Source organism: Arthrobacter sp., assembly GCF_031179985.1.
Classification (GTDB): domain Bacteria; phylum Actinomycetota; class Actinomycetes; order Actinomycetales; family Micrococcaceae; genus Arthrobacter.
This window is the reverse complement of the sequence record NZ_JAPSHJ010000003.1, coordinates 14,597-34,239: the sequence shown is the minus strand read 5'-3', so window position 1 is coordinate 34,239 and position 19,643 is coordinate 14,597. Positions and strand designations below refer to the sequence as shown.

General features: G+C 62.4%; 18 protein-coding genes. 12 read left to right on the top strand and 6 right to left on the bottom strand.

The annotated features are described in order from the left end of the window. Positions 1-23 precede the first annotated feature (23 nt). From RIN13_RS02225 to RIN13_RS02205, 5 genes are all read right to left on the bottom strand, one after another. Positions 24-1,277 (bottom strand): aspartate aminotransferase family protein, encoded by a 1,254-nt coding sequence (locus RIN13_RS02225; protein ID WP_309105701.1) that lies wholly within the window; start codon positions 1,275-1,277, stop codon positions 24-26. Between the two features lie 72 nt (positions 1,278-1,349). Beyond that, positions 1,350-2,483, bottom strand: a complete 1,134-nt coding sequence (gene solA, locus RIN13_RS02220) for an N-methyl-L-tryptophan oxidase (RefSeq protein WP_309105700.1) — start codon at positions 2,481-2,483, stop codon at positions 1,350-1,352. A gap of 2 nt (positions 2,484-2,485) precedes the next feature. Then, entirely contained in the window at positions 2,486-3,253 is a 768-nt protein-coding gene (locus RIN13_RS02215) for an amino acid ABC transporter ATP-binding protein (protein ID WP_309105699.1), read from the bottom strand. After that, the gene (locus tag RIN13_RS02210) at positions 3,250-4,146 is read right to left on the bottom strand and encodes an amino acid ABC transporter permease (protein WP_309105698.1); all 897 of its coding nucleotides are present in this window, start codon (positions 4,144-4,146) and stop codon (positions 3,250-3,252) included. The genes RIN13_RS02215 and RIN13_RS02210 overlap by 4 nt, the downstream gene beginning before the upstream one ends. A gap of 48 nt (positions 4,147-4,194) precedes the next feature. Then, a complete protein-coding gene (locus tag RIN13_RS02205; RefSeq protein ID WP_309105697.1) occupies positions 4,195-5,124 on the bottom strand; it encodes a transporter substrate-binding domain-containing protein in 930 nt (309 codons plus the stop codon). A gap of 413 nt (positions 5,125-5,537) precedes the next feature. Here RIN13_RS02205 and RIN13_RS02200 point away from each other — a divergent pair, with 413 nt between their 5' ends. The 5 genes from RIN13_RS02200 (at position 5,538) to RIN13_RS02180 (ending at position 11,184) form a co-directional block, all read left to right on the top strand. After that, positions 5,538-6,212, top strand: a complete 675-nt coding sequence (locus RIN13_RS02200; RefSeq protein ID WP_309105696.1) for a haloacid dehalogenase type II — start codon at positions 5,538-5,540, stop codon at positions 6,210-6,212. Positions 6,213-6,238: 26 nt separating this feature from the next. Beyond that, a complete protein-coding gene (locus tag RIN13_RS02195) occupies positions 6,239-7,516 on the top strand; it encodes an FAD-binding oxidoreductase (RefSeq protein ID WP_309105695.1) in 1,278 nt (425 codons plus the stop codon). Positions 7,517-7,673: 157 nt separating this feature from the next. Then, positions 7,674-9,098, top strand: a complete 1,425-nt coding sequence (locus tag RIN13_RS02190; protein WP_309105694.1) for an aldehyde dehydrogenase family protein — start codon at positions 7,674-7,676, stop codon at positions 9,096-9,098. Then, a complete protein-coding gene (locus RIN13_RS02185; protein WP_309105693.1) occupies positions 9,095-10,177 on the top strand; it encodes a tartrate dehydrogenase in 1,083 nt (360 codons plus the stop codon). The genes RIN13_RS02190 and RIN13_RS02185 overlap by 4 nt, the downstream gene beginning before the upstream one ends. Continuing rightward, a complete protein-coding gene (locus RIN13_RS02180) occupies positions 10,174-11,184 on the top strand; it encodes a D-2-hydroxyacid dehydrogenase (RefSeq protein ID WP_309105692.1) in 1,011 nt (336 codons plus the stop codon). The genes RIN13_RS02185 and RIN13_RS02180 overlap by 4 nt, the downstream gene beginning before the upstream one ends. 19 nt (positions 11,185-11,203) lie before the next feature. Here the strand turns inward: RIN13_RS02180 and RIN13_RS02175 are convergent, their stop codons facing one another. Further along, the gene (locus RIN13_RS02175) at positions 11,204-13,360 is read right to left on the bottom strand and encodes a glycogen debranching N-terminal domain-containing protein (protein ID WP_309105691.1); all 2,157 of its coding nucleotides are present in this window, start codon (positions 13,358-13,360) and stop codon (positions 11,204-11,206) included. 438 nt (positions 13,361-13,798) lie between these two features. On the opposite strand from RIN13_RS02175, the gene RIN13_RS02170 reads away from it, so the two are divergent. From RIN13_RS02170 to hutU, 7 genes are all read left to right on the top strand, one after another. Further along, positions 13,799-14,143 carry a hypothetical protein gene (locus RIN13_RS02170; RefSeq protein ID WP_309105690.1) on the top strand — a complete coding sequence of 115 codons (345 nt, stop codon included), beginning with the start codon at positions 13,799-13,801 and terminating at the stop codon, positions 14,141-14,143. 17 nt (positions 14,144-14,160) lie between these two features. After that, positions 14,161-14,388: a hypothetical protein gene (locus RIN13_RS02165; RefSeq protein WP_309105689.1), complete on the top strand. Its 228-nt coding sequence runs from the start codon at positions 14,161-14,163 to the stop codon at positions 14,386-14,388. Between the two features lie 123 nt (positions 14,389-14,511). Beyond that, positions 14,512-14,724: a hypothetical protein gene (locus tag RIN13_RS02160; protein ID WP_309105688.1), complete on the top strand. Its 213-nt coding sequence runs from the start codon at positions 14,512-14,514 to the stop codon at positions 14,722-14,724. Between the two features lie 292 nt (positions 14,725-15,016). Continuing rightward, on the top strand, positions 15,017-16,165 hold the full coding sequence (locus RIN13_RS02155; protein WP_309105839.1) for a zinc-dependent alcohol dehydrogenase: 1,149 nt from the start codon (positions 15,017-15,019) through the stop codon (positions 16,163-16,165). A gap of 61 nt (positions 16,166-16,226) precedes the next feature. Further along, a complete protein-coding gene (locus RIN13_RS02150) occupies positions 16,227-16,802 on the top strand; it encodes a hypothetical protein (RefSeq protein ID WP_309105687.1) in 576 nt (191 codons plus the stop codon). 89 nt (positions 16,803-16,891) lie between these two features. Then, on the top strand, positions 16,892-17,722 hold the full coding sequence (locus tag RIN13_RS02145) for an IclR family transcriptional regulator (protein WP_309105686.1): 831 nt from the start codon (positions 16,892-16,894) through the stop codon (positions 17,720-17,722). Positions 17,723-17,924: 202 nt separating this feature from the next. Next, entirely contained in the window at positions 17,925-19,643 is a 1,719-nt protein-coding gene (gene hutU, locus RIN13_RS02140; RefSeq protein ID WP_309105685.1) for a urocanate hydratase, read from the top strand.

Sequence of the window (19,643 nt, the reverse complement as noted above, 5' to 3'; positions counted from 1 at the left end):
CTTTCAATGATCGAAGGGAAAGATTAGGAGGTGGCCGTCTTCAGGGCCTGGGTGAACCTGGTCAGGCCGGCCTGGATCTCGTCGCTGGTGACGTTAAGCGCCGGGATGATGCGGACCACGTTGCCGTGGGGTCCGCAGGTGAGGAGGAGAAGCTCTTCCTTGATAGCGGCTTGCTGGACGGCCAAGGCTGTTGCAGCGTCAGGCGTGTTGTCCGCAGCGGTGAATTCGACACCCTGCATGAGACCGCGGCCGCGAACATTGCCGATTTCGGCGAATTCTGTCTTGAGCAGGTCAAGTTTTGCGCGGAGTTCGTCGCCCCGGAGCAGGGCGTTCTGGACCAGGTTCTCGCGCTCGATGACGCCGAGGGTTGCGACGCCGGCTGCGGCTGCGACGGCGTTTCCGCCGTAGGTGCCGCCCTGTGAACCTGCCCAGGCTTTGCCCATCAGGTCAGTGGAAGCTGCAATGGCTGAGATGGGGAAGCCACTGGCGAGTCCCTTAGCGGTAATGACCACGTCAGGGGTGATGCCTGCCCAGTCGTGGCCCCAGAACTTTCCGGTGCGGCCAACGCCGGCCTGGACCTCGTCCAGGATGAGGACGATGCCGTGGCGGTCAGCGCGTTCCCGCAGTCCCTGCAGGAAGGCCGGGGGAGTGGGGATGTATCCGCCGTCGCCCAGTACGGGTTCAATGATGAAACCTGCAGTATCCGCGGGGCTGCTGATGCTCAGGAGGAGGTGATCCAGTTCCTTCAGTGCGAAGTTGACCGCGGTTTCCTCATCCCAGCCGTACCGGTAGGAGTGCGGGAAGGGTGAGATGTGGACTCCGCCCATGAGGGGGGAGAAGCCTGAGCGGAATTTCGTGCCGGCGGTGGTGAGCGAAGCGGCTCCCACTGTGCGGCCGTGGAAGCCGCCGTGGAAAGAAATGATGTTGGGGCGTCCGGTGGCCATGCGTGCCAGGCGTACTGAAGCTTCCACTGCCTCGGAGCCGGACGTGGCGTAGAAAACGCTGTCCAGCCCCGAGGGCAGGAACTCTCCCAGTTTCTCGGTCAGCTCAAGCAGGGGCTTGTGCATCACGGTGGTGTACTGGGCATGGACAATCTTGCCCACCTGCTCGCGTGCTGCCGCTACGACGTCGGGGTGGCAATGACCCGTGCTGGTGACACCGATTCCAGTGGTGAAATCGAGGTACTTTTTGCCGTCGGTCGCGTGGATCCAGCTGCCAAGTGCATGGTCTACGACGACGGGGGTAGCTTGCTTGAGGAGGGGACTGAGAGTTGCCATGGCTTCATACTTTCGTAGGGGTTGTAGATTGTCAACAATTGGCGGAGTGATCCGCTCAAGCGCTTTGGACGATTAGCTCGTCTTGAAGCGTTCGGGCCTGACGAAACCCAGGCCCTCAAAGGTCCGCTTGCCCAAGGCTTCGTTTGCTGCGATCTGTCCGTAGCCGGTCGCCATTTTGAAGCCCGCGCCGGAGAACCCTGTGGCGAGGTAGATTTTGCTCTGCTCATTCAGGTGCCCGAGCAGGGGATTGCCGTCTTTGGTGTAGAGATCAGGGAAGGCGTCGGAGCGGACGATGTTGGGAAAAAGGCCAGGGAAGAATTCCGTGACGGTTTCGGTGGTTTCTGTGATTTCTGTCTGAGTCAGTTCCCTGGGCACTGCATCAGCGAGCGGGGTTGCTCCGCCGCGGCCATCGAGGGTCGCCTTGACGGTTGCGCCATCGACGCTTGGAGCCCCGTACATGGACTGGTCACCGGAGATTCGGATGAAGATCGGGAACAGCTCCGGGGAAAATTCCACTGGATCCCGGGCGACGAACCAGGTCAGGAAAATCCGTTTGGTCTGAGTGGCCATCTGCAGGTAGTCGGGCAAGAGCTTCCCGGACCAGCCGCCGGAGGAGATGATGACGTTCTCGTAGGTCCAGGACTTTTCACCTGAGGTGATGATGACGCCGTCGGCTGTTTCGGTGATGCTGTCGATCGGGGTGTTGGTGTGGATCGTCGCGCCGTTCGCTTGGGCTGCGGCGATGGCGGCAGTGACTGCACGGTCGGTGCGCAGGGCACCGCCGTGGGGGTCGTAGACGGCGATGTCGTCCGGGCGGAGGTTGTGCTGCGGATAGCGTTCGGCCATCTCCTCGCGGCTGAGGATCTCGTGCTCGGCCCCATTGGTCCTGGTGGTTGCGAGCAGGCTTGGGATGTAGGGCCCGTCTTTGGTGCCGATGGAGAGTCCGCCGCAGCGGGTCAGGATGCTCTGGCCCGTTTCGGCTTCGAGCTCCGCCCAGAGGCTGCGGGAGCGCTCGAGGATGGGGTAGAAGCCAGGGACTCCGCGGTAGAGCATGCGGAAGAGTCGGGTGTCACCGCCGACGGCGCTGCGGGCGTGGGCGGGGGCATGGGCTTCGAAGCCGACGACGGAGTCGGACAGGCGGGAGGCCTGCCAGAGCGCCATGGAACCGATGCTGCCCAGGCCGATGACGGCGAGTTGTCCGTCCATGGTCAGAGCACCTGCTGCAGGAAGGCCTGGGTACGGGGTTCCTGGGGGTTGGACAGGACTTCGCGGGCATCGCCGCGTTCGACGACGTAGCCGTCGTCCATGAAGATCAGGGAGTCGGCCACTTCGCGGGCGAAGCCCATTTCGTGGGTGACCACCACCATGGTCATGCCCTTCTTCGCGAGGTCCTTCATGACGGCCAGGACCTCACCGACCTTTTCCGGGTCCAGCGCGGAGGTGGGTTCATCAAAGAGCATGATCTCCGGGTCCATCGCCAGGGACCGGGCGATCGCGACGCGTTGCTGCTGGCCACCGGAAAGCTGCGCGGGGTAGTAGTCCCCGAACCCGGCCAGGCCGACGCTGGCGAGCAGTTCCTGGGCCCGCTTGGCTGCCTGCTTCTTGTCGGCGCCCTTGACCAGGACGGGTCCGGACATGACGTTTTCCAGGGCGGTCATGTTCGGGAACAGGTTGAACGACTGGAACACCATGCCAACCCTGGTGCGCTGCTCGGCAAGCTTCTTGGGGCTGTGGGCGTGGTAGGCGTGCGCAGTCTCGTAGTAGCCGAAGTCCTCGCCGTTGACTTTCAGAACCCCTGAGTCCACTGTTTCCAGGCCGTTGATGCAGCGCAGGATAGTGGACTTTCCCGAGCCGCTGGGACCGATGATGCAGCAGATCTCTCCGCTGGCGATGTCCAGGTTGATGTCTTTCAGGACTGTCTTAGGTCCGAAAGACTTTCGGATTTTCTGGGCAAGTATCGTGCCGTCTTTGCTCATCGGAGGGTACCTTCCGGTTCTGTCAGCACAACCTTCTTCGCCTTCCGGGGAAGCCGGGACGTTGCGCGGGAGTATTTCTGTTCGAGCTTGGACTGCGGGTAGCTCAGCAGCAGCGTCATCACGAGGTACCAGAGGCTGGCGACAAGCAGCAGCGGGATGGTCTCGTAGGTGCGGGCGTAGATCAGCTGGGCACTCTGAAGCAGTTCGGCCACACCGAGCACACTCACCAGGGAGGTTCCCTTGAACATGCCAATGACCTGGTTTCCGGTGGCCGGGATGATCGAGGGCATCGCCTGGGGAATGATGACCTTGCGCATCCTGGTGCCGGCGCTCATCCCGAGCGAGTCTGCTGCTTCAATCTGGCCCTTGCCGACCGAGGAGAACCCGCCACGGATGATCTCGGCCATGTAGGCGGCCTCGTTCAGGGTCAGGCCCACCAGGGCTGCGGTGATGGGTGCCATCAGGGCGTTGGTGTCGATCGCGGTGCCGATGTTCGTGAACGGGATCCCGATCGTCAGGTTCGGGTACAGCGCGGAGATGTTGAACCAGAAGATCAGCTGCACCAGGACCGGTGTGCCGCGGAAAAGCGTGATGTAGATATTTGCGGCGATGGAAATCGGCTTTACATGGGATGAGCGCATGATGGCCAGGCCCAGCCCCAGCAGCGTTCCCAGGGCCATGCTGGCAAGGGTGAGGAAGATTGTGAGCATCAGCCCACGGAGGATGGATTCATGCGTGAAGTACTGGGCAACCACGCCCCACTTGAAGTTGGGGTTGGTCAGGACCGAGACAAGGATCCCGATGCCAGCGAGAATGCTGAGGACCCAACCCGCGTACTCGCCGGGAGTCCGAAGCCGAATCCGTGGCTTGAGCGCTGCTTCAATGCTACTCATCGTCGCTTCCTTTCCTCTATTAGTAGCTGTGACCATGGAGGCGTCCCGCTAGTTCAGCTTGGCATCGGTGATGGCCCCGGACTCGAGACCCCAGTTCTCGAGGGACTCCTTGTACTCGGGAGTTTCAAGGACGGACTGCATGGCCTTCTGCAGGGCCGGGGTCAGTGCAGAGTTCTTCTTAAGGCCGATGGCAGTCATGTCACTGTTGCCGACGTTAACCCGGCCGATGATGGTGAATGAACCCGGCTGCTGCTTCTCGGCCCATCCGAGCGAGGTGGTGTCGTAGAGGACGCCGTCGATCCGCTTGGAGTGCAGCTGGGTCAGGGCCTCCTGAACGTTGGGCAGCGTCACAGCGTTGATCGCCGGCTGTCCCTTGGAGGTGCAGGTCTGCTCGTTGAGGGCAGGGAGGCGCTTGAGCTGGCCGGTGGAGCCCTGGGTGACGGCGATGTTCTTGCCGCACAGGGTCTCGACGGTTAGCTTCAGCGGGTTCCCGGCAGCTGCGGCCACGGAGGTGCCGGCCTTGAAGTAGTCGATCATGTCGAGGACCTTGAGCCGCTCTTCGGTCTTGGACATGGTGGTAGCGGTGAAGTCGAAGCGGCCACCGTCGAGGCCTGGGACGATCGTGTCGAACTTCGTGTCCACGAACTTCAGCTTCAGATCAAGCTTCTTCGCAAGGAGGCGGGCGACGTCCGGGTTGAGGCCGATCGGGGTGGTGTTATCCTCAGCGAGGAAGGTGGTGGGCGGGTAGTGCAGGTCCATTGCGACCGTGAGCTCGCCCTTGTCCTTGTAGGACTGTGGCAACAAGGCAACCGCCGCCGCGTCCGGCTGGATGCCCTCCGAGATGTCAGTCGTGTTTGAGGTCTTTGACTTTGTGTCTTCAGAGGCCGGGGTGCCGGTGGCAGTGCCGCCACAGGCGCTTAGGGCGAATACGACGGCGAGCCCTGCGGCTGCGGTCTGAACTTTGTTGATGGTCTTCATGGTGCTTCCCTTCGAATGGTTCAGCTGAAAGTGATCTGCTGAAATGGGGGCATTCTTTTCCAGGACTTTCCGTGTCGGGATCCCTTGCTGCAGGATCTCCCGGGCGGTGCTGGTAGTTCTTGCTACATGCGGTTGTGATCAGGATCTCGTTCCGCATCTAAAGCAATGCAACAGTCAGAATCGCCGATTGTCAACAATTGACGATAAAAAACTCAGTATTTCTCTCGTCCCGGGCTACTTGCGAAACGATCTCAAAAAGAACTGTTGACAATCTACAATTGCGGATCTAGAGTCGAGAACAGCCGGCAAAGAAGCCCTGACGAACCCCAGGAACACGCTGGTGCAGACTTACAGGAAGGCGGCAGGCCATACATCCGGGCCTCCCGTTCAAGACTCAATGAAACGGACGAATCATGGCAGACACCAACTCCCGGCCGAAGTACATCTCTTTTGATATCTACGGCACGCTGATCAACTTCGACATTGATCCCACCACGCGTCGCCTCCTTGATGGCCGCATCTCGGAAGAGCAGTGGCCTACCTTCAAGAAGCAGTTCCGCGGGTACCGGTTCGACGAGGTCTGTGGCGACTACAAGCCCTACGAGGCCATCCTTCAGGACTCCTTTGACCGGGTGTGCAAGCGCTGGGGCATTGGGCCCACTGAAGGCGCCGGCGCAGCGTTCGCTGACGCCGTACGCGGCTGGGTTGCCCACGATGACGTGCCGGCTCCGCTGAAGCTCATGGGTGACAACTACAAGCTGGTGGCTCTGTCCAACGCGGACACCAGCTTCCTTGACATCAGCATTCCTAAGCTCGGCGCTGACTTCCACGCCGTGTTTACCGCTGAGCAGGCGCAGGCCTACAAGCCGCGCTACCAGGCCTTCGAGTACATGCTCGACACCCTGAACGCCAAGCCGGAGGACTTCCTGCACGTCTCCTCGCACACCCGCTACGACATGCACCCGATGCACGACATGGGCTTCCGGAACCTCTGGATGCTTGACCGTGGCTACGACCCCATTGGCCCGGGCTACGACCTCACCACTGCCAAGTCCCTGGACGAGATCAACAAGCACCTCGGTCTCTAACCGACTTCGAGGCGAAAGGTCAAACCGTGAAACTCATTCCTTACTGGCTGGATACAGCCGAAGCATCCGGAGACTACCGGCAGACACCGGTACCGGAGAATGTCGACGTCGCCATCATCGGCGCCGGATTTACCGGGCTGTCAGCGGCCTTGGAATTTGCCAAGCAAGGCGCGAGCGTTGCCGTTTTCGAACGTCACACTGTGGGGTGGGGCGCCTCGGGACGCAACGGGGGAATGGCGACTACCGGGTTGGCCATCAGCTTCAGCACGGCCGTGAAGCGTTACGGCCCCACGCGTGCCGTGGAGATGTTCCAGGAATACAACGACGCCATCGACACCATCGAAAAACTGGTGCATGACAATGGCATCGACTGCGACTACAACCGCTTTGGAAAGCTCTCACTGGCGTTCCACAAGTCCCACTACGAGGGCTTCCTGAAGTCGCAGGAGAAGCTGGCAAAACTGGCTGACCATCACGTCACCGTTATTCCCAAGTCCGAGATCCACAGCGAAATCGGCACGGACTTCTACCAGGGGGCCATGGTTGATCCGCTCGGGGCTGGCCTGCACGTGGGCAAGTTCGTGCATGGCCTGGCCGGAGTGGCTGTTGCAGCCGGAGCCGATATTTGCGAGAACGCTGCGGTGACCGAGCTGAAGAAGGTCTCCGGCACCGTGCACGACGTGCACACCACCCGGGGCATCACCCGTGCCAAGCAGGTCCTGGTTGCTACCAGCGGCTATACGGGCAACGTGACGCCGTGGCTGCAGCGCCGGGTTATTCCGGTGGGAAGCTTCATCATTGTCACTGACCCGCTGCCCGAAGACGTGGTCAACCGGATCCTGCCCAACCGCCGTCAGGCTTCGGACAGCAAAATGCTGACGTACTACTTCCGGATCACCCCGGATAACAGGCTGCTGTTCGGCGGCCGTGCCCGTTTTGCCCTGTCCAGCCCGGATTCGGACGTGAAGAGCGCCGAGATCCTCCGCAAGGCCATGCTCGAGCTCTTCCCGTACCTCTCCAACGCCAAGGTGGACTACATCTGGGGCGGACTGGTGGACCTGTCCATGGACCAGATGGTGCATGCAGGCCAGCATGATGGGCTCTTCTACTCCCTCTGCTACAGCGGACACGGCGTGCAGATGGCAGCGCACATGGGTAAGCGGATGGCCCACTACATGGCCGGCGACAAGTCAGCGAACGTGTGGGAAGACCTGAAGAATCCTCCCGTCCCGGGACACTTCGGCCCGCCCTGGTTCCTGCCCTTCATCGGCGCAGCGGCAAAAATTATCGACCGAGTCAAGTAGACGTTTCCCACCTCCAGGCAAGATAAGGGTCCCCATGTCATCACCAACTGTCGCTGAAGCGCGCCCAAAAACTACAGAGGAATCTGCCTACAGGCGTGCACGATTTGCCAACCTGCCAGGGGGAGCTTTTTTCGAAGGTCAGTGGCAGACCTCCGAGATGACCTTGGAGGTGCGGGATCCAGAAGACGGTGTCCTGCTCGGCCGGGTGTGCACCTCCACGTCACAGGACGTGGAGCGTGCCACCCTGCACATCCACCGCCACCTCCAGGCGGACGAGTGGCCGCTGCGTTTGCGCCGTGAGGCGTTGGAGCGGGCGGTGGTGCTGTTGGGGGAGCAGGCTGAGCGGTTCGCCAACATCATTGCTGCTGAGAGCAGCAAGACGATCACTGAGGCGGAGCGTGAGGTGCGGCGTTGCGCGGAGACCTTGCGGCTGTCCGCTGCTGCGTCTGGGGAGCTCGCGGGGGAGACCCTGGGGTTTGAGGACAGCATGGCCGGGGCCGGTAAGATCGGCTGGTACAGCCGCAAACCGGTGGGGATTGTCGCGGCGATCACGCCGTTCAATGATCCGCTGAACCTCGTGGCGCACAAGCTGGGACCGGCCATCATCGGTGGCAACGGTGTCCTGCTGAAGCCGTCGACCCGCACACCTTTGGTGGGCCTGGCTTTTGTGCAGTTGCTGCTGGAGGCGGGTGTCCCGTCGGGGCGGATCGCCGCAATCGTGACCGGCCCCGGCGTGTCCGAGGCCGTTGTCACTGACCCGCGGGTGGACCTGATTTCCTTCACCGGCGGCCCGGCGACGGCCGAACGCATTGCCGCGGCGGCCGGGGCGAAAAAGATCCTCTCCGAGCTCGGCGGGAACAACGCCACCATCGTGTGCGCTGACGCCGACGTGGCAGCCGCGGCGAAGGCCATCGTGGCGGGCGCATTCGGGGTGGCCGGGCAGAACTGCCTGTCCGTGCAGCGCGTCTATGTGCACACTTCCCTCTTCGAGCAGGTCCTGGAGTTGGTCACGGCGGGGACCGGGGCGCTGCGGACGGGACCGAAGCTTGACCGGTCCACGGACGTGGGCCCGCTGATCTCCGAAGCCGAGGCACGGCGGGTAGAGGAATGGGTGGAAGAAGCCAAAGCCGCCGGCGCAACAGTCCACAGTGGCGGGACCCGCCGGAACGCCTACTACGAACCGACGGTCCTGACCGACGTCCCCTCCAAATGCCGGGTGATCCGGGATGAAGTCTTCGGCCCCGTGGTGAGTATCCTGCCCTTCATTGAGGTCCGGGACGCCGTGTTCGCGGCCAACAACACCGAGTTCGGCCTCCAGGCCGGGGTCTTCACCAGGTCCATCGACTTGGCCCTGGCCATCGCCGAGAAACTCCACGTCGGCGCCGTGGTCATCAACGAGACGTCCGACGTCCGGATCGACTCCATGCCTTTTGGCGGGTTCAAAAAATCCGGGGTAGGCCGGGAAGGCGTCCGCCACGCGGTCCGCGAAATGACCGAACCCAAAAACACCATCATCAACCTCGGCGAGTCACAGGCCCGCTGGCAGGTCCTCGGCGGCCTGACGGAACGGACTACACCATGACCAACGAAACCAGCCGCCACAGCATCGCGGTGATCGCCGGGGACGGTATCGGCAAAGAAGTCGTCCCCTCGGCGATCACCTGCCTGGAGCGGATCGCCTCGATCCATGGACTGGACCTGGTGTTCACGTATTTTGACTGGGGGTCGGACTTCTACGGCCGGCACGGGCGGATGATGCCCATTGACGGGCTGGACCAGCTCGCCAGGCATGACGCCATCTTCCTGGGCGCTGTCGGCTCTCCCGAGGTCCCTGACACCGAATCACTCTGGGGCCTGCTGATCCCCATCCGCCGGGAATTCCAGCAATACATCAACCTCCGCCCGGTCAAAACGCTCGACGGCGTGAAGTCGCCGCTCGCCGCGGCCAATCCGATCGATATCCTGATCGTCCGGGAAAACAACGAGGGTGAATACTCCGAAGTCGGCGGCAGGATGTATCGTGGCCTGCCCCACGAAAGCGCTGTCCAGGAAACCATCTTCACCCGCCTGGGCGTCTCCCGCGCGGCCCGCTACGCCGCCGCCCTCGCAGCTACCCGCACGGGCAGGCTGACGTCCGCGACCAAGAGCAACGGCATCGTGCACACCATGCCGTTCTGGGACGAAGTGGTCGCCGAAACCGTGGCCCAGTACCCGGGCGTAACTGTTACCCACGAACTTGTGGACGCCCTCGCCGCGCACCTGGTGCTGAAGCCCTGGACCCTTGACGTTATCGTCGCATCCAACCTCTTCGGAGACATCCTCTCTGACCTGGGCAGCTCCGTGACCGGTTCCATCGGCCTGGCACCGAGCGCGAACCTGAACCCCGAAGGGGACTTTCCCTCCCTCTTCGAACCCGTCCACGGCTCCGCCCCGGACATTGCCGGGAAGAACCTCGCCAACCCGGTAGGGCAGATCTGGTCCGGGGCTATGATGCTCGAACACCTCGGCCACCCCGACGCCGCCGCGCACCTCCAGTCAGCGTTCGAATCGGCGCTGCGCCACGGCCACGGCACCCGCGATATCGGCGGCACGTCAACCACCACCGAATTCACCCAGGCCATCCTGACCGCCATCGACGCCCTCGCCCCGGTAACAGCATGACAAGCGGTGAGAGCCTGATGACGGGCCCCACCGGCGCAGGGCCCAGGCGCCCGGTCGTCGCGGCCCTCTACCGCGAGGCGCTGCCGCCACGCATCGCTGAAGTCCAGGAACTCGCAGAGGTCCGCCTCACCAAAGCCGACGGACTAGCCGAAGCCATGGACGGCGCGGACGTGCTCTACCAGTGGCACTCCTTCTCACCCGCTCTGCGCGAGAACTGGGCCGCCGCGTCCACCCTGGAATGGATCCACGTCTCCGCCGCCGGCGTCAGCCAGCTCCTCTTCGACGCCCTCGTCCGCAGCGACGTCGTCTACACCAACTCCCGCGGAGTGCTCAGCCGGGCCATCGCAGAGTTTGCCCTGGGCTTCGTCCTGGACATGGCCAAGGACTCCCACGGGTCCTACCGTTTACAACAGGAACAGCGCTGGCAGCACCGGGTCACCCGCAAAATCCAAGGCCAGACCGCCCTCGTGATCGGCACCGGCTCCATCGGCCGCGAAATCGCCCGCCTGTTCCGCGCCGTCGGCATGGACGTCAGCGGGGCCGGCCGGACAGACCGCCCAGGAGACGCCGACTTCGACGTCATCCACTCCTCACGGGACCTGGCCAGCGTCGCAGGAGAATACGACTACCTCGTCCTCGCCGCGCCGCTGACCGCCAACACCACACGCCTCGTGGACGCCGGCGTGTTCGCCGCGATGAAACCCTCAGCCCGGCTCATCAACGTAGGCCGCGGCCAGCTCGTGGACACCAACGCCTTGACCGATGCGCTGGCCACGGGCTCGATCGCCGGCGCCGCCCTGGACGTTGTGGACCCCGAACCACTCCCCGCCGGACACCCGCTCTGGAGCATGGACAACGTCATCATCACCCCGCACATGAGCGGCGACACCGAAGACTACCTCGATGACCTCGGCAGGCTCTTCGTGGACAATCTCAAACGCTACTGCAACGGCGAACCACTCGAAAACATCGTGGACAAACAACTCGGATTCGTCCCCGCACCCTGATTTGTGCCTCGCCAGGAGGCTAGGCCTTTCTGCGCATCCCTTCCTGCTCCACAAGTTCGGCCAGCCATGGCCGGTGCCCCTGGTGGAACATCATTCCATCTGGCAGGTTCTGGACTCTTGGCACAGAATTGGCGATGTCTATGGTGATGCGTCCACCGGCCATTGGCGCATTGGTGATGTGAAGGTCCCCGTAGGATTCGGGAATTACAGGGTCGAGCCACACTCCGCCGCGGGAAACGTGGGCGTCATACCGCATCAGGCTCGTCACCAGTTGGATTGGTGTTGTGGCTGCCCAGGCTTGCGGCGAGCACGCTGTGGGGTAGGGGACCGGTTCGGCGAACTGCTCCCGGCTGAAGCCGCAAAACAGTTCCGGTAGGCGGCCGTATGAATAGTCTGCCGCTTCCAGCAGGGCCGTGGAGATCCGCTGTGCCTCTGCCACAAAGCCGTAGCGGAGCAGGCCCGCCTGGATGATGGCGTTGTCGTGTGGCCAGACAGAGCCATTGTGGTAGCTGGCAGGGTTGTAGGCACCCATATCGCTTGCCAAAGTCCGGATGCCCCAGCCGCTGAACATTTCCGGGGACATCAGGCGCTCCACTACTTGAGGCGCTTTGTCCTCATCCACGAGGCCGTGCCACAGACAGTGGCCCATGTTGGAAGCGCACGCATCCACCTGCCGCTTCTTGCCGTCGAGTGCCACGGCGTAGTAGCCACGGTCGGGTATCCAGAATTGCTCGTTGAACCGTTTCTTGAACGCTGCAGCCTTGTCGGCGAGTTCGGCCGCGAAAGTCACGTCGCCGGTGTCGTACGCCAGCCAGGAACGCGCCATGTATGCGTCGTAGACGTAGGCCTGCACCTCACAGAGCGCGATTGGCCCTTCGGCCATCTTGCCGTTTGCAAAGTTAATGCCGTCCCAGGAGTCCTTCCAGCCCTGGTTGATTAGCCCCTGGGGGTTGAGGCGCTCGTACTCAACGAATCCGTCGCCGTCCTTATCCCCGTAGTCAGCCATCCACTCGAGCGCACGATCGGCGTGGGGCAGCAGGGCGGCGATGGTGTCGGGGTCAAATCCCCAGCGGCTGACGGCTCCGAGGACAATGACGAACAGCGGCGTCGCGTCCACACTGCCGTAGTAGATGGACTTGCCGCCAAGCGACAAGCCGCTGGAGACGTCGAGCCTGACCTCGTGAAGGATCTTTCCCGGCTCTTCCTCACTCATGGGATCCACCACGCTGCCTTGCCGGTCTGCCAGCGTCTGCAGCGTGCCCAGGGCCAGGGAGGGATCAACGGCCATCGCCATAATCGAGGCCCAGAGGGAGTCACGGCCAAACAGGGTCATGAACCAGGGCGCGCCGGCGGCCACCACCACACGTTCAGGATGGTTAGGGTCCTCGATGCGGAGGGCGCCCAGATCGTCGTAGCTGCGCCGCAGCGTCCGCTCGATGGAGCTGTTGGTCATGTGAAGTTCGGGGATCTTCTCAACCCACTCCCGCCGCCTCAGGTCCCGGGGGGACAGCCCTTCCGCGTCAGTATGAATAAACGACGGCGGCGGAGGACTCGCTGCTTCGCTGCTGGGCACTACCGTGAGGACTGTGCTCCACTGACCGTGCGGTGCCACGGTCACGCGGTAGGCCAAGCCTTCCGGTGTGACCTCGGCTCCAGGAGCCTGGACCAGAATGCCCTTCCGGATGTCCTGCCAGACAGAGCGCACGGAAAGCGTATCTCCGTCGACCTCCCGGGTTTCTTTCCAGTGCCGCTGGATCCGCGCCTCCTTCACTTCAAAAAGGTCGGCAAAATCTGCCTCAACTTCAACCCTTATCAGGCATTCGGCGGGTTCCACCGAGTAGTTGCGAACTGTGACCTGCTCCTGGATGCCGGCACCCACTTCCCGCAGCCGCTCCACGATGAGCGGGCTGTCGGCATACCCGTCCGCGCGGGGAATCCGGCCGCCGAGCAGTGCCCGGTATGGCTCCTTCGTCTCCGCAGCCAAGGGTTCAACCGCCTGGCCGTTTACGGTGAGGCGCCAGCCTGACAGGATACGGGTGTCGAGGTAGAACGCGCCATGCGGATGTTCCGGAAAAATGTCCCCGTTTGGCAGCGAGATGCAGAACGAAGAACCTTCCACCAAAGTGACCGTGGCCCCCAGAGGACCCGCCGCCGTGTCAGCATTCCATCCAGCCATCCTAGGCTCCTTCAACAGACTGGCACCAGCGAACGTTCGCCCCCGACCTGCCGGGGATCCTGCTGCTGAACCTGCTTGACGCATTCTTCAATCGACGCTACTCCCGCTTGCCCTCTGATGCCAGACCCGGCTGGCTGTTGCAAGGGAGTGCTCCAGTGGTGCGGTTGAGCTGGCTGCGCCAGTGATTCTGTGCCTGATGACGGGTTATCCGAATCCACCTGATCGTCAGAGGGGAGGGGGTGAAAAATAACTACCCTTATGACCTATCGTAGATTGTTGACAATTGCTAGGATGGAACCAAGCAGTTGCTCCGGCTGGAGACCCCAGCTCGGGTGCGAAGAGCGAGTCCTGCGTCTTGTCACAGCCGGTTATCCTCCGGTTGGCGCACCCCTTTACCACCAGCTCTCCCCAACTTCCCCCAGTACATGAGGTAATCCAATGTCAATTCATTCCTCCCTCTCAAAGACCAAACGTGTCAGGCGAGGCCTGGTACGGACACCCCCTCCCAAGCCAATAAAAGGTGAGGTTCTGCCGGTTCTGGAAGTCAGCAAGCTTGATGAAGCCCGACTTTCCAGTGCTGCAGAAAGAAAAGATCAGCCCCACGGCTTTTCTGTTGGTAACCGCGTGCTGTTTGAAGCAGATGGCTTCAAGGGCGCCGGCGTAATCGACGATGTCATGCATGACGGCTCGATTGTGTGGATCTGGCCCGACGACGGCATGGGTCGCAAAATGTTGTGCGTGGCTGATGCCATAGTGATCACCTGCGAGGAGCCGGTCTTGTGATGCATTCAATCGGCCCCATGAAACAGCATGTTTCCCATCGAGCGAGCAACCGTGTTGAGGTGCTTGTCGGCGACGCAGAACAGCTGCATAACCTTCTCTCAAACGCGGAAGCTGCGCTTCTGCCGAGTGCCGTCATTGCAGGCACCGCAGGTGTACTGGTCACGCGCCACGGCCCTAACCGTTACACGGTTGCCCTTTGTGACTCTGTTCCTTTTGGTGAGACCCGCGAACTCGACGCAGGTTAACTCGTCAGTTCGCCTTGCCCGAGCATGCCCGGCCGGAGCACCTCCCGCTCCTGAACGCCTCTGCGCTGAACTCCCGAGGTAATTGCCCTTGCCGCGAAGCTTAGAAACGCATAAGGACCCCTCATGAAGAAGCGAGAATTAGTCTCCATAGCCACGGACCGCTTGGCGGTTTCTGCAATGAAGTTTCCGCACCCGAAAATGAGTGGGGGAAACGGCGAACGGCACACCGCATTCGGATGGCCTGCGGGGCCGGCGGCGGATTTCATCGTCGGACTGTTCCCCGAGGATTCTGAGGAATTCAATGCGGCAGAAGACATCCGCCGGCTCTCATGGTGAGAGTAATCTGGGGGTAAGTGTCTGCAAGGTCTGGAAGGCCTATGAATAACGTAGCTCTGGCTCGACTGCACGGGATCTTCAACGTACTCAACGGTTTGTGGCCACTCCTGCACATGCACAGTTTTGAAGCTGTCTTCGGTCTGAAGACGGACAAGTGGCTCGTCCGTACTGTCGCAAGTGGAGCTTGCCTGGATCGTCATGTGGAGCCGCCGGAAGATCGCAAAAGTAGCTGACACCAAATAGTAAGCATGATTACTATTGGAGGACTGCAAGCAACTTCAAGGCGGCAATGATGCGGGCGATGGTGTATCGCGGTCCTTACAAGGTACGCGTGGAGGAAAAGGACCTTCCACGGATTGAGCATCCCAATGATGCGATAGTCCGTGTGTCGCTGGGGGCCATTTGCGGTTCAGATCTGCACCTGTACCACGGGATGATGCCCGACACCCGGGTGGGAATGACCTTTGGGCACGAGTTCGTTGGAGTTGTCCACGAGATTGGCCCGTCGGTGCAGCACCTTAAAGCAGGCGACAAGGTGATGGTTCCCTTCAACGTCTACTGTGGCTCCTGCTACTTCTGCTCTCGGGGTCTCTACTCCAACTGCCACAACGTCAACCCCAATGCCACCGCCGTCGGCGGTATCTACGGCTACTCCCACACCTGTGGAGGGTACGACGGCGGGCAGGCGGAGTTTGTGCGCGTCCCCTTCGCTGACGTCGGGCCCTCCATCATTCCCGAGTGGATGGAGGAAGAAGACGCCGTCCTGCTGACAGATGCACTCGCCACCGGATACTTCGGGGCGCAGCTTGGCGATATCAGTGAAGGCGACACCGTGGTGGTATTCGGCGCAGGCCCGGTTGGCCTCTTTGCCGCCAAATCATCCTGGCTGATGGGCGCCGGGCGCGTCATCGTGATTGACCATCTCGAGTACCGGCTGGAAAAGGCCCGGAGCTTCGCGCATGCCGAGACGTACAACTTCGTGGAGTACGACGACCTTGTGGTGCACATAAAGAAGATCACAGAATACCTGGGGGCGGATGTCGCCATCGACGCAGTGGGTGCAGAAGCGGACGGAAACTTTACGCAGCACGTCACCTCCACCAAATTCAAGCTTCAGGGTGGCTCGCCGGTGGCGCTCAACTGGGCCATCGATTCGGTGCGCAAGGGCGGGACTGTATCGGTAATGGGGGCCTACGGGCCGATGTTCAGCGCAGTCAAATTCGGTGACGCCGTGAACAAGGGACTGACGCTCAGGATGAATCAGTGCCCTGTGAAGCGGCAGTGGCCACGCCTGTTTGAGCACATCCGCAACGGCTACCTCAAGCCAAGCGATATTGTGACCCACCGAATTCCGCTGGAGCACATCGCGGAGGGCTACCACATCTTTTCTGCAAAGCTCGATAACTGCATCAAGCCACTGATCGTTCCGGGCGCCAGTTGAGAATGGAACTTTTGGATCAGGTGCTGAACTGATGTGCAACCCACGCTGAGAGGAGGACTTCATGCCGTATCTGGCAGCCAAGCCCGGGCAGGGAAGGTCGAGCAAGGAACTGCGGGCCACTATCCTGGGCTGGGGGGTGGACTTGGATCCCCTGGACCGTCCCGCCGTTCCAAGGGAGCGGATGGACCTGGTAAGCGGCGCGCACTGGGATTTTCCGGACCGCCAAGAGGAGAAGCAGCCGCGTGAACGGTCAATCGAGCACAAGATCCTTCCGCCGGTCTTCGGTACTTCCTGTCCGCCGAAGGGATTCTCCGGAGCCGTTCGTAAATACGCGTACCGGTACAGCGAGGGACGGGCGGCGCACTGGCTGCTCCTGCTGGCGGGTGACCGGATTGATGCCTGGGAAAGTCATCTGCGGTCATTCGTTTCAATGAGGCCGGACAACCCGGTAACCGAGACAGGCGTGCTGAGTGAGTTCACCAGCCACGGCGTATCCTCCAGATTCGGGAAGAAGCGTGCTGACTTGAGCCACCAGTGGATCGATCCTTTGATAGTCGCCGGTCCGTGGATGGTCACCGGCGGCGGGTTGGCGATTGCGCTCCGTTACCTGAACAGGGTCCGGCGGCGCCGAAGGTGACTGGAGGTGGCGGGATCCACCTTGGCGGCAGGTGCGCCGTAGTGCATCCTTGAGTACGGGATACCGGACACACAGGAGCGAAGAGAACCATGCAAGCCAGCGCCACCACCCCAGCAAGCCCCAGAACCTCCCAACGCAAGGCGGCGTCCAAAGTCCCCGCCGCTGAAAACACTCTCCGGATCCTCAAACTGCTGGCCTCCAAGCGTGGGCCGATGGCGGCGTCGAACATTGCGACCGCACTGGGCTTGCCGCGCTCCAGCGTCTATCACCTGCTGGGCGTGATGGAGGCCAATGGATTCGTCCTGCACCTGCACGAAGAGCAGCGCTACGGCTTGGGTATCAGCGCCTTCGAGCTGAGCTCGGCCTATTCCCGGCAGGAACCCCTCTCGCGCCTTGGCCGTCCGATGCTGGCCTCCCTCGTTGACGTTCTGGGGGAGAGCGCCCACCTGGCGGTGCTCCACGGCAGGGACGTGCTGTACATCGTGGAGGAACGCGCTAAGAACAGGCCCTCCCTCGTGACCGACGTCGGCGTCCGCCTGCCCAGTCACCTCACGGCCAGCGGCCGCGCCATCCTTGCTGCCTTGCCGAAGTCACAGGTCCGCGCGCTGTACCCAAACGCTGCCGCCTTCACCGCGCGCCACGAAGTGGAGGGCGCCATCATGAAGTATTCCGCTTTGTCCTCGCATCTGGATCAGGTCCGGCAACGAGGCTACGCCACCGAACACGGTGAAGTGACGCCCGGTTTCGGTTCCATCGCTGCCGCCGTGACGGATCATGTCGGGTGGCCGACGGCGGCAGTCGCCGTGACGTTCCTGGAGGACAAACTGCCGGCGGATCAATGGCCCGAGCTCGCAGGGCGGATCCACAAGGTAGCCGACGATCTCTCGATCCGTATCCATGGCCGCCCGCAACCCACCTAGCCCGCTCCCACCAGGGAGCAGCAGGGGTTGTTTTGGCCGCTCAAAAAAGCCTCAGCTGCTACCTGGCTCGGGTACGAGGGGAGGCGTCTGGAATACCGGACACCACCCATGCGGAACCCCTGTCAAGGCTCTTCCGGGCAGGCTTTAGTAGATACAGGAGAACTTATCCGTTGAACCACACCTGACATCTGAAGGAGCCACCATGGCAACCGCCGATTTCACCACCGGTGCCCGCCCGGTCAAAGCTGCCCGGGGCACTGAGTTGACCGCTAAGTCCTGGCAGACCGAAGCCCCGTTGCGGATGCTGATGAACAATCTGGATCCTGAGGTTGCTGAGCGTCCGGATGACCTGGTGGTCTATGGCGGCACGGGCCGGGCTGTCCGGTCCTGGGCTGCCTTTGATGCGATCACCCGGACACTGGAGACCATGGAGGCGGATGAGACCCTCCTGGTCCAGTCGGGCAAGCCGGTGGGGGTGTTCCGCACCAATGAGTGGGCGCCGCGGGTGCTCCTGGCGAATTCGAACCTCGTGGGGGACTGGGCGAACTGGCCCGAGTTCCGCCGGCTCGAGGCCGAGGGCCTGATGATGTACGGGCAGATGACGGCGGGTTCGTGGATTTACATCGGCACGCAGGGCATCCTGCAGGGCACCTTCGAGACGTTCGCCGCGATCGCCCGGAAGCTGACCGGGGACGGGAACGGCACCCTCGCGGGGACGTTGACGCTGACCGGCGGCTGCGGCGGAATGGGCGGGGCACAGCCGCTCGCCGTCACCCTGAACGACGGCGCATGCCTGATTGTCGACGTCGACGAGACCCGCCTTCGCCGCCGCGCGGGCAAACGCTACCTGGACGAGGTCGAAACGGACCTCGACGCCGCCATCGCCAAAGTGCTCAAGGCCAAGGAGGAGCGTCGGGGCTGGTCGGTGGGGTATGTGGGGAACGCCGCGGAGGTGTTCCCGGAGATCCTGCGCCGGCACAAGGCGGGCGAACTAACCGTGGACATTGTCACGGACCAGACCTCCGCCCACGATCCGCTGTCCTACCTCCCCGAGGGCATCTCCGTGGCAGAGTGGCATCGGGAGGCGGAGGCGGACCCGGAAGGTTTCACTAAGAAGGCCCAAACCTCGATGGCCCGGCACGTGCAGGCGATGGTGGAGTTCCAGGACGCCGGGGCCGAGGTCTTCGATTACGGCAACTCGATCCGGGATGAGGCCCGCAAGGGAGGCTACGCCCGGGCGTTCGAGTTCCCCGGCTTCGTCCCTGCCTACATCCGGCCGCTGTTCTGCGAGGGCCTGGGCCCGTTCCGCTGGGTGGCGCTCTCCGGCGATCCCGAGGATATCGCAGTGACGGATGCAGCCATCAAGGAACTCTTCCCGGAGAACAAGCACCTGCACCGCTGGATCGACGCAGCCCAGGAACGGGTCGAGTTCGAAGGCCTCCCGGCGCGGATCTGCTGGCTCGGATACGGGGACCGGGCCAAGGCCGGTCTGCTGTTCAACCAGCTCGTCCGGGACGGGAAGGTCAAGGCCCCCATTGTGATCGGCCGTGACCACCTGGATTCGGGTTCGGTGGCTTCCCCGTACCGGGAGACCGAGGCGATGGCTGACGGTTCGGACGCGATCGCGGACTGGCCCATGCTCAACGCGCTGCTCAACACCGCATCGGGGGCGACCTGGGTCTCGCTGCACCATGGCGGTGGCGTGGGCATCGGCCGGTCCATCCACGCCGGGCAGGTCTCTGTGGCCGACGGCACCGACCTCGCAGCCCAAAAGCTCGAACGGCTCCTCACCAATGACCCCGGCATGGGGGTCATCCGTCACGCCGACGCCGGCTACGGCCGCGCCCTCGACGTCGCCAAAGAACGCGGCGTCCGCATCCCGATGCAGGAGTCCTCAGACTCTGCAGAAGCAAAGAAGTAG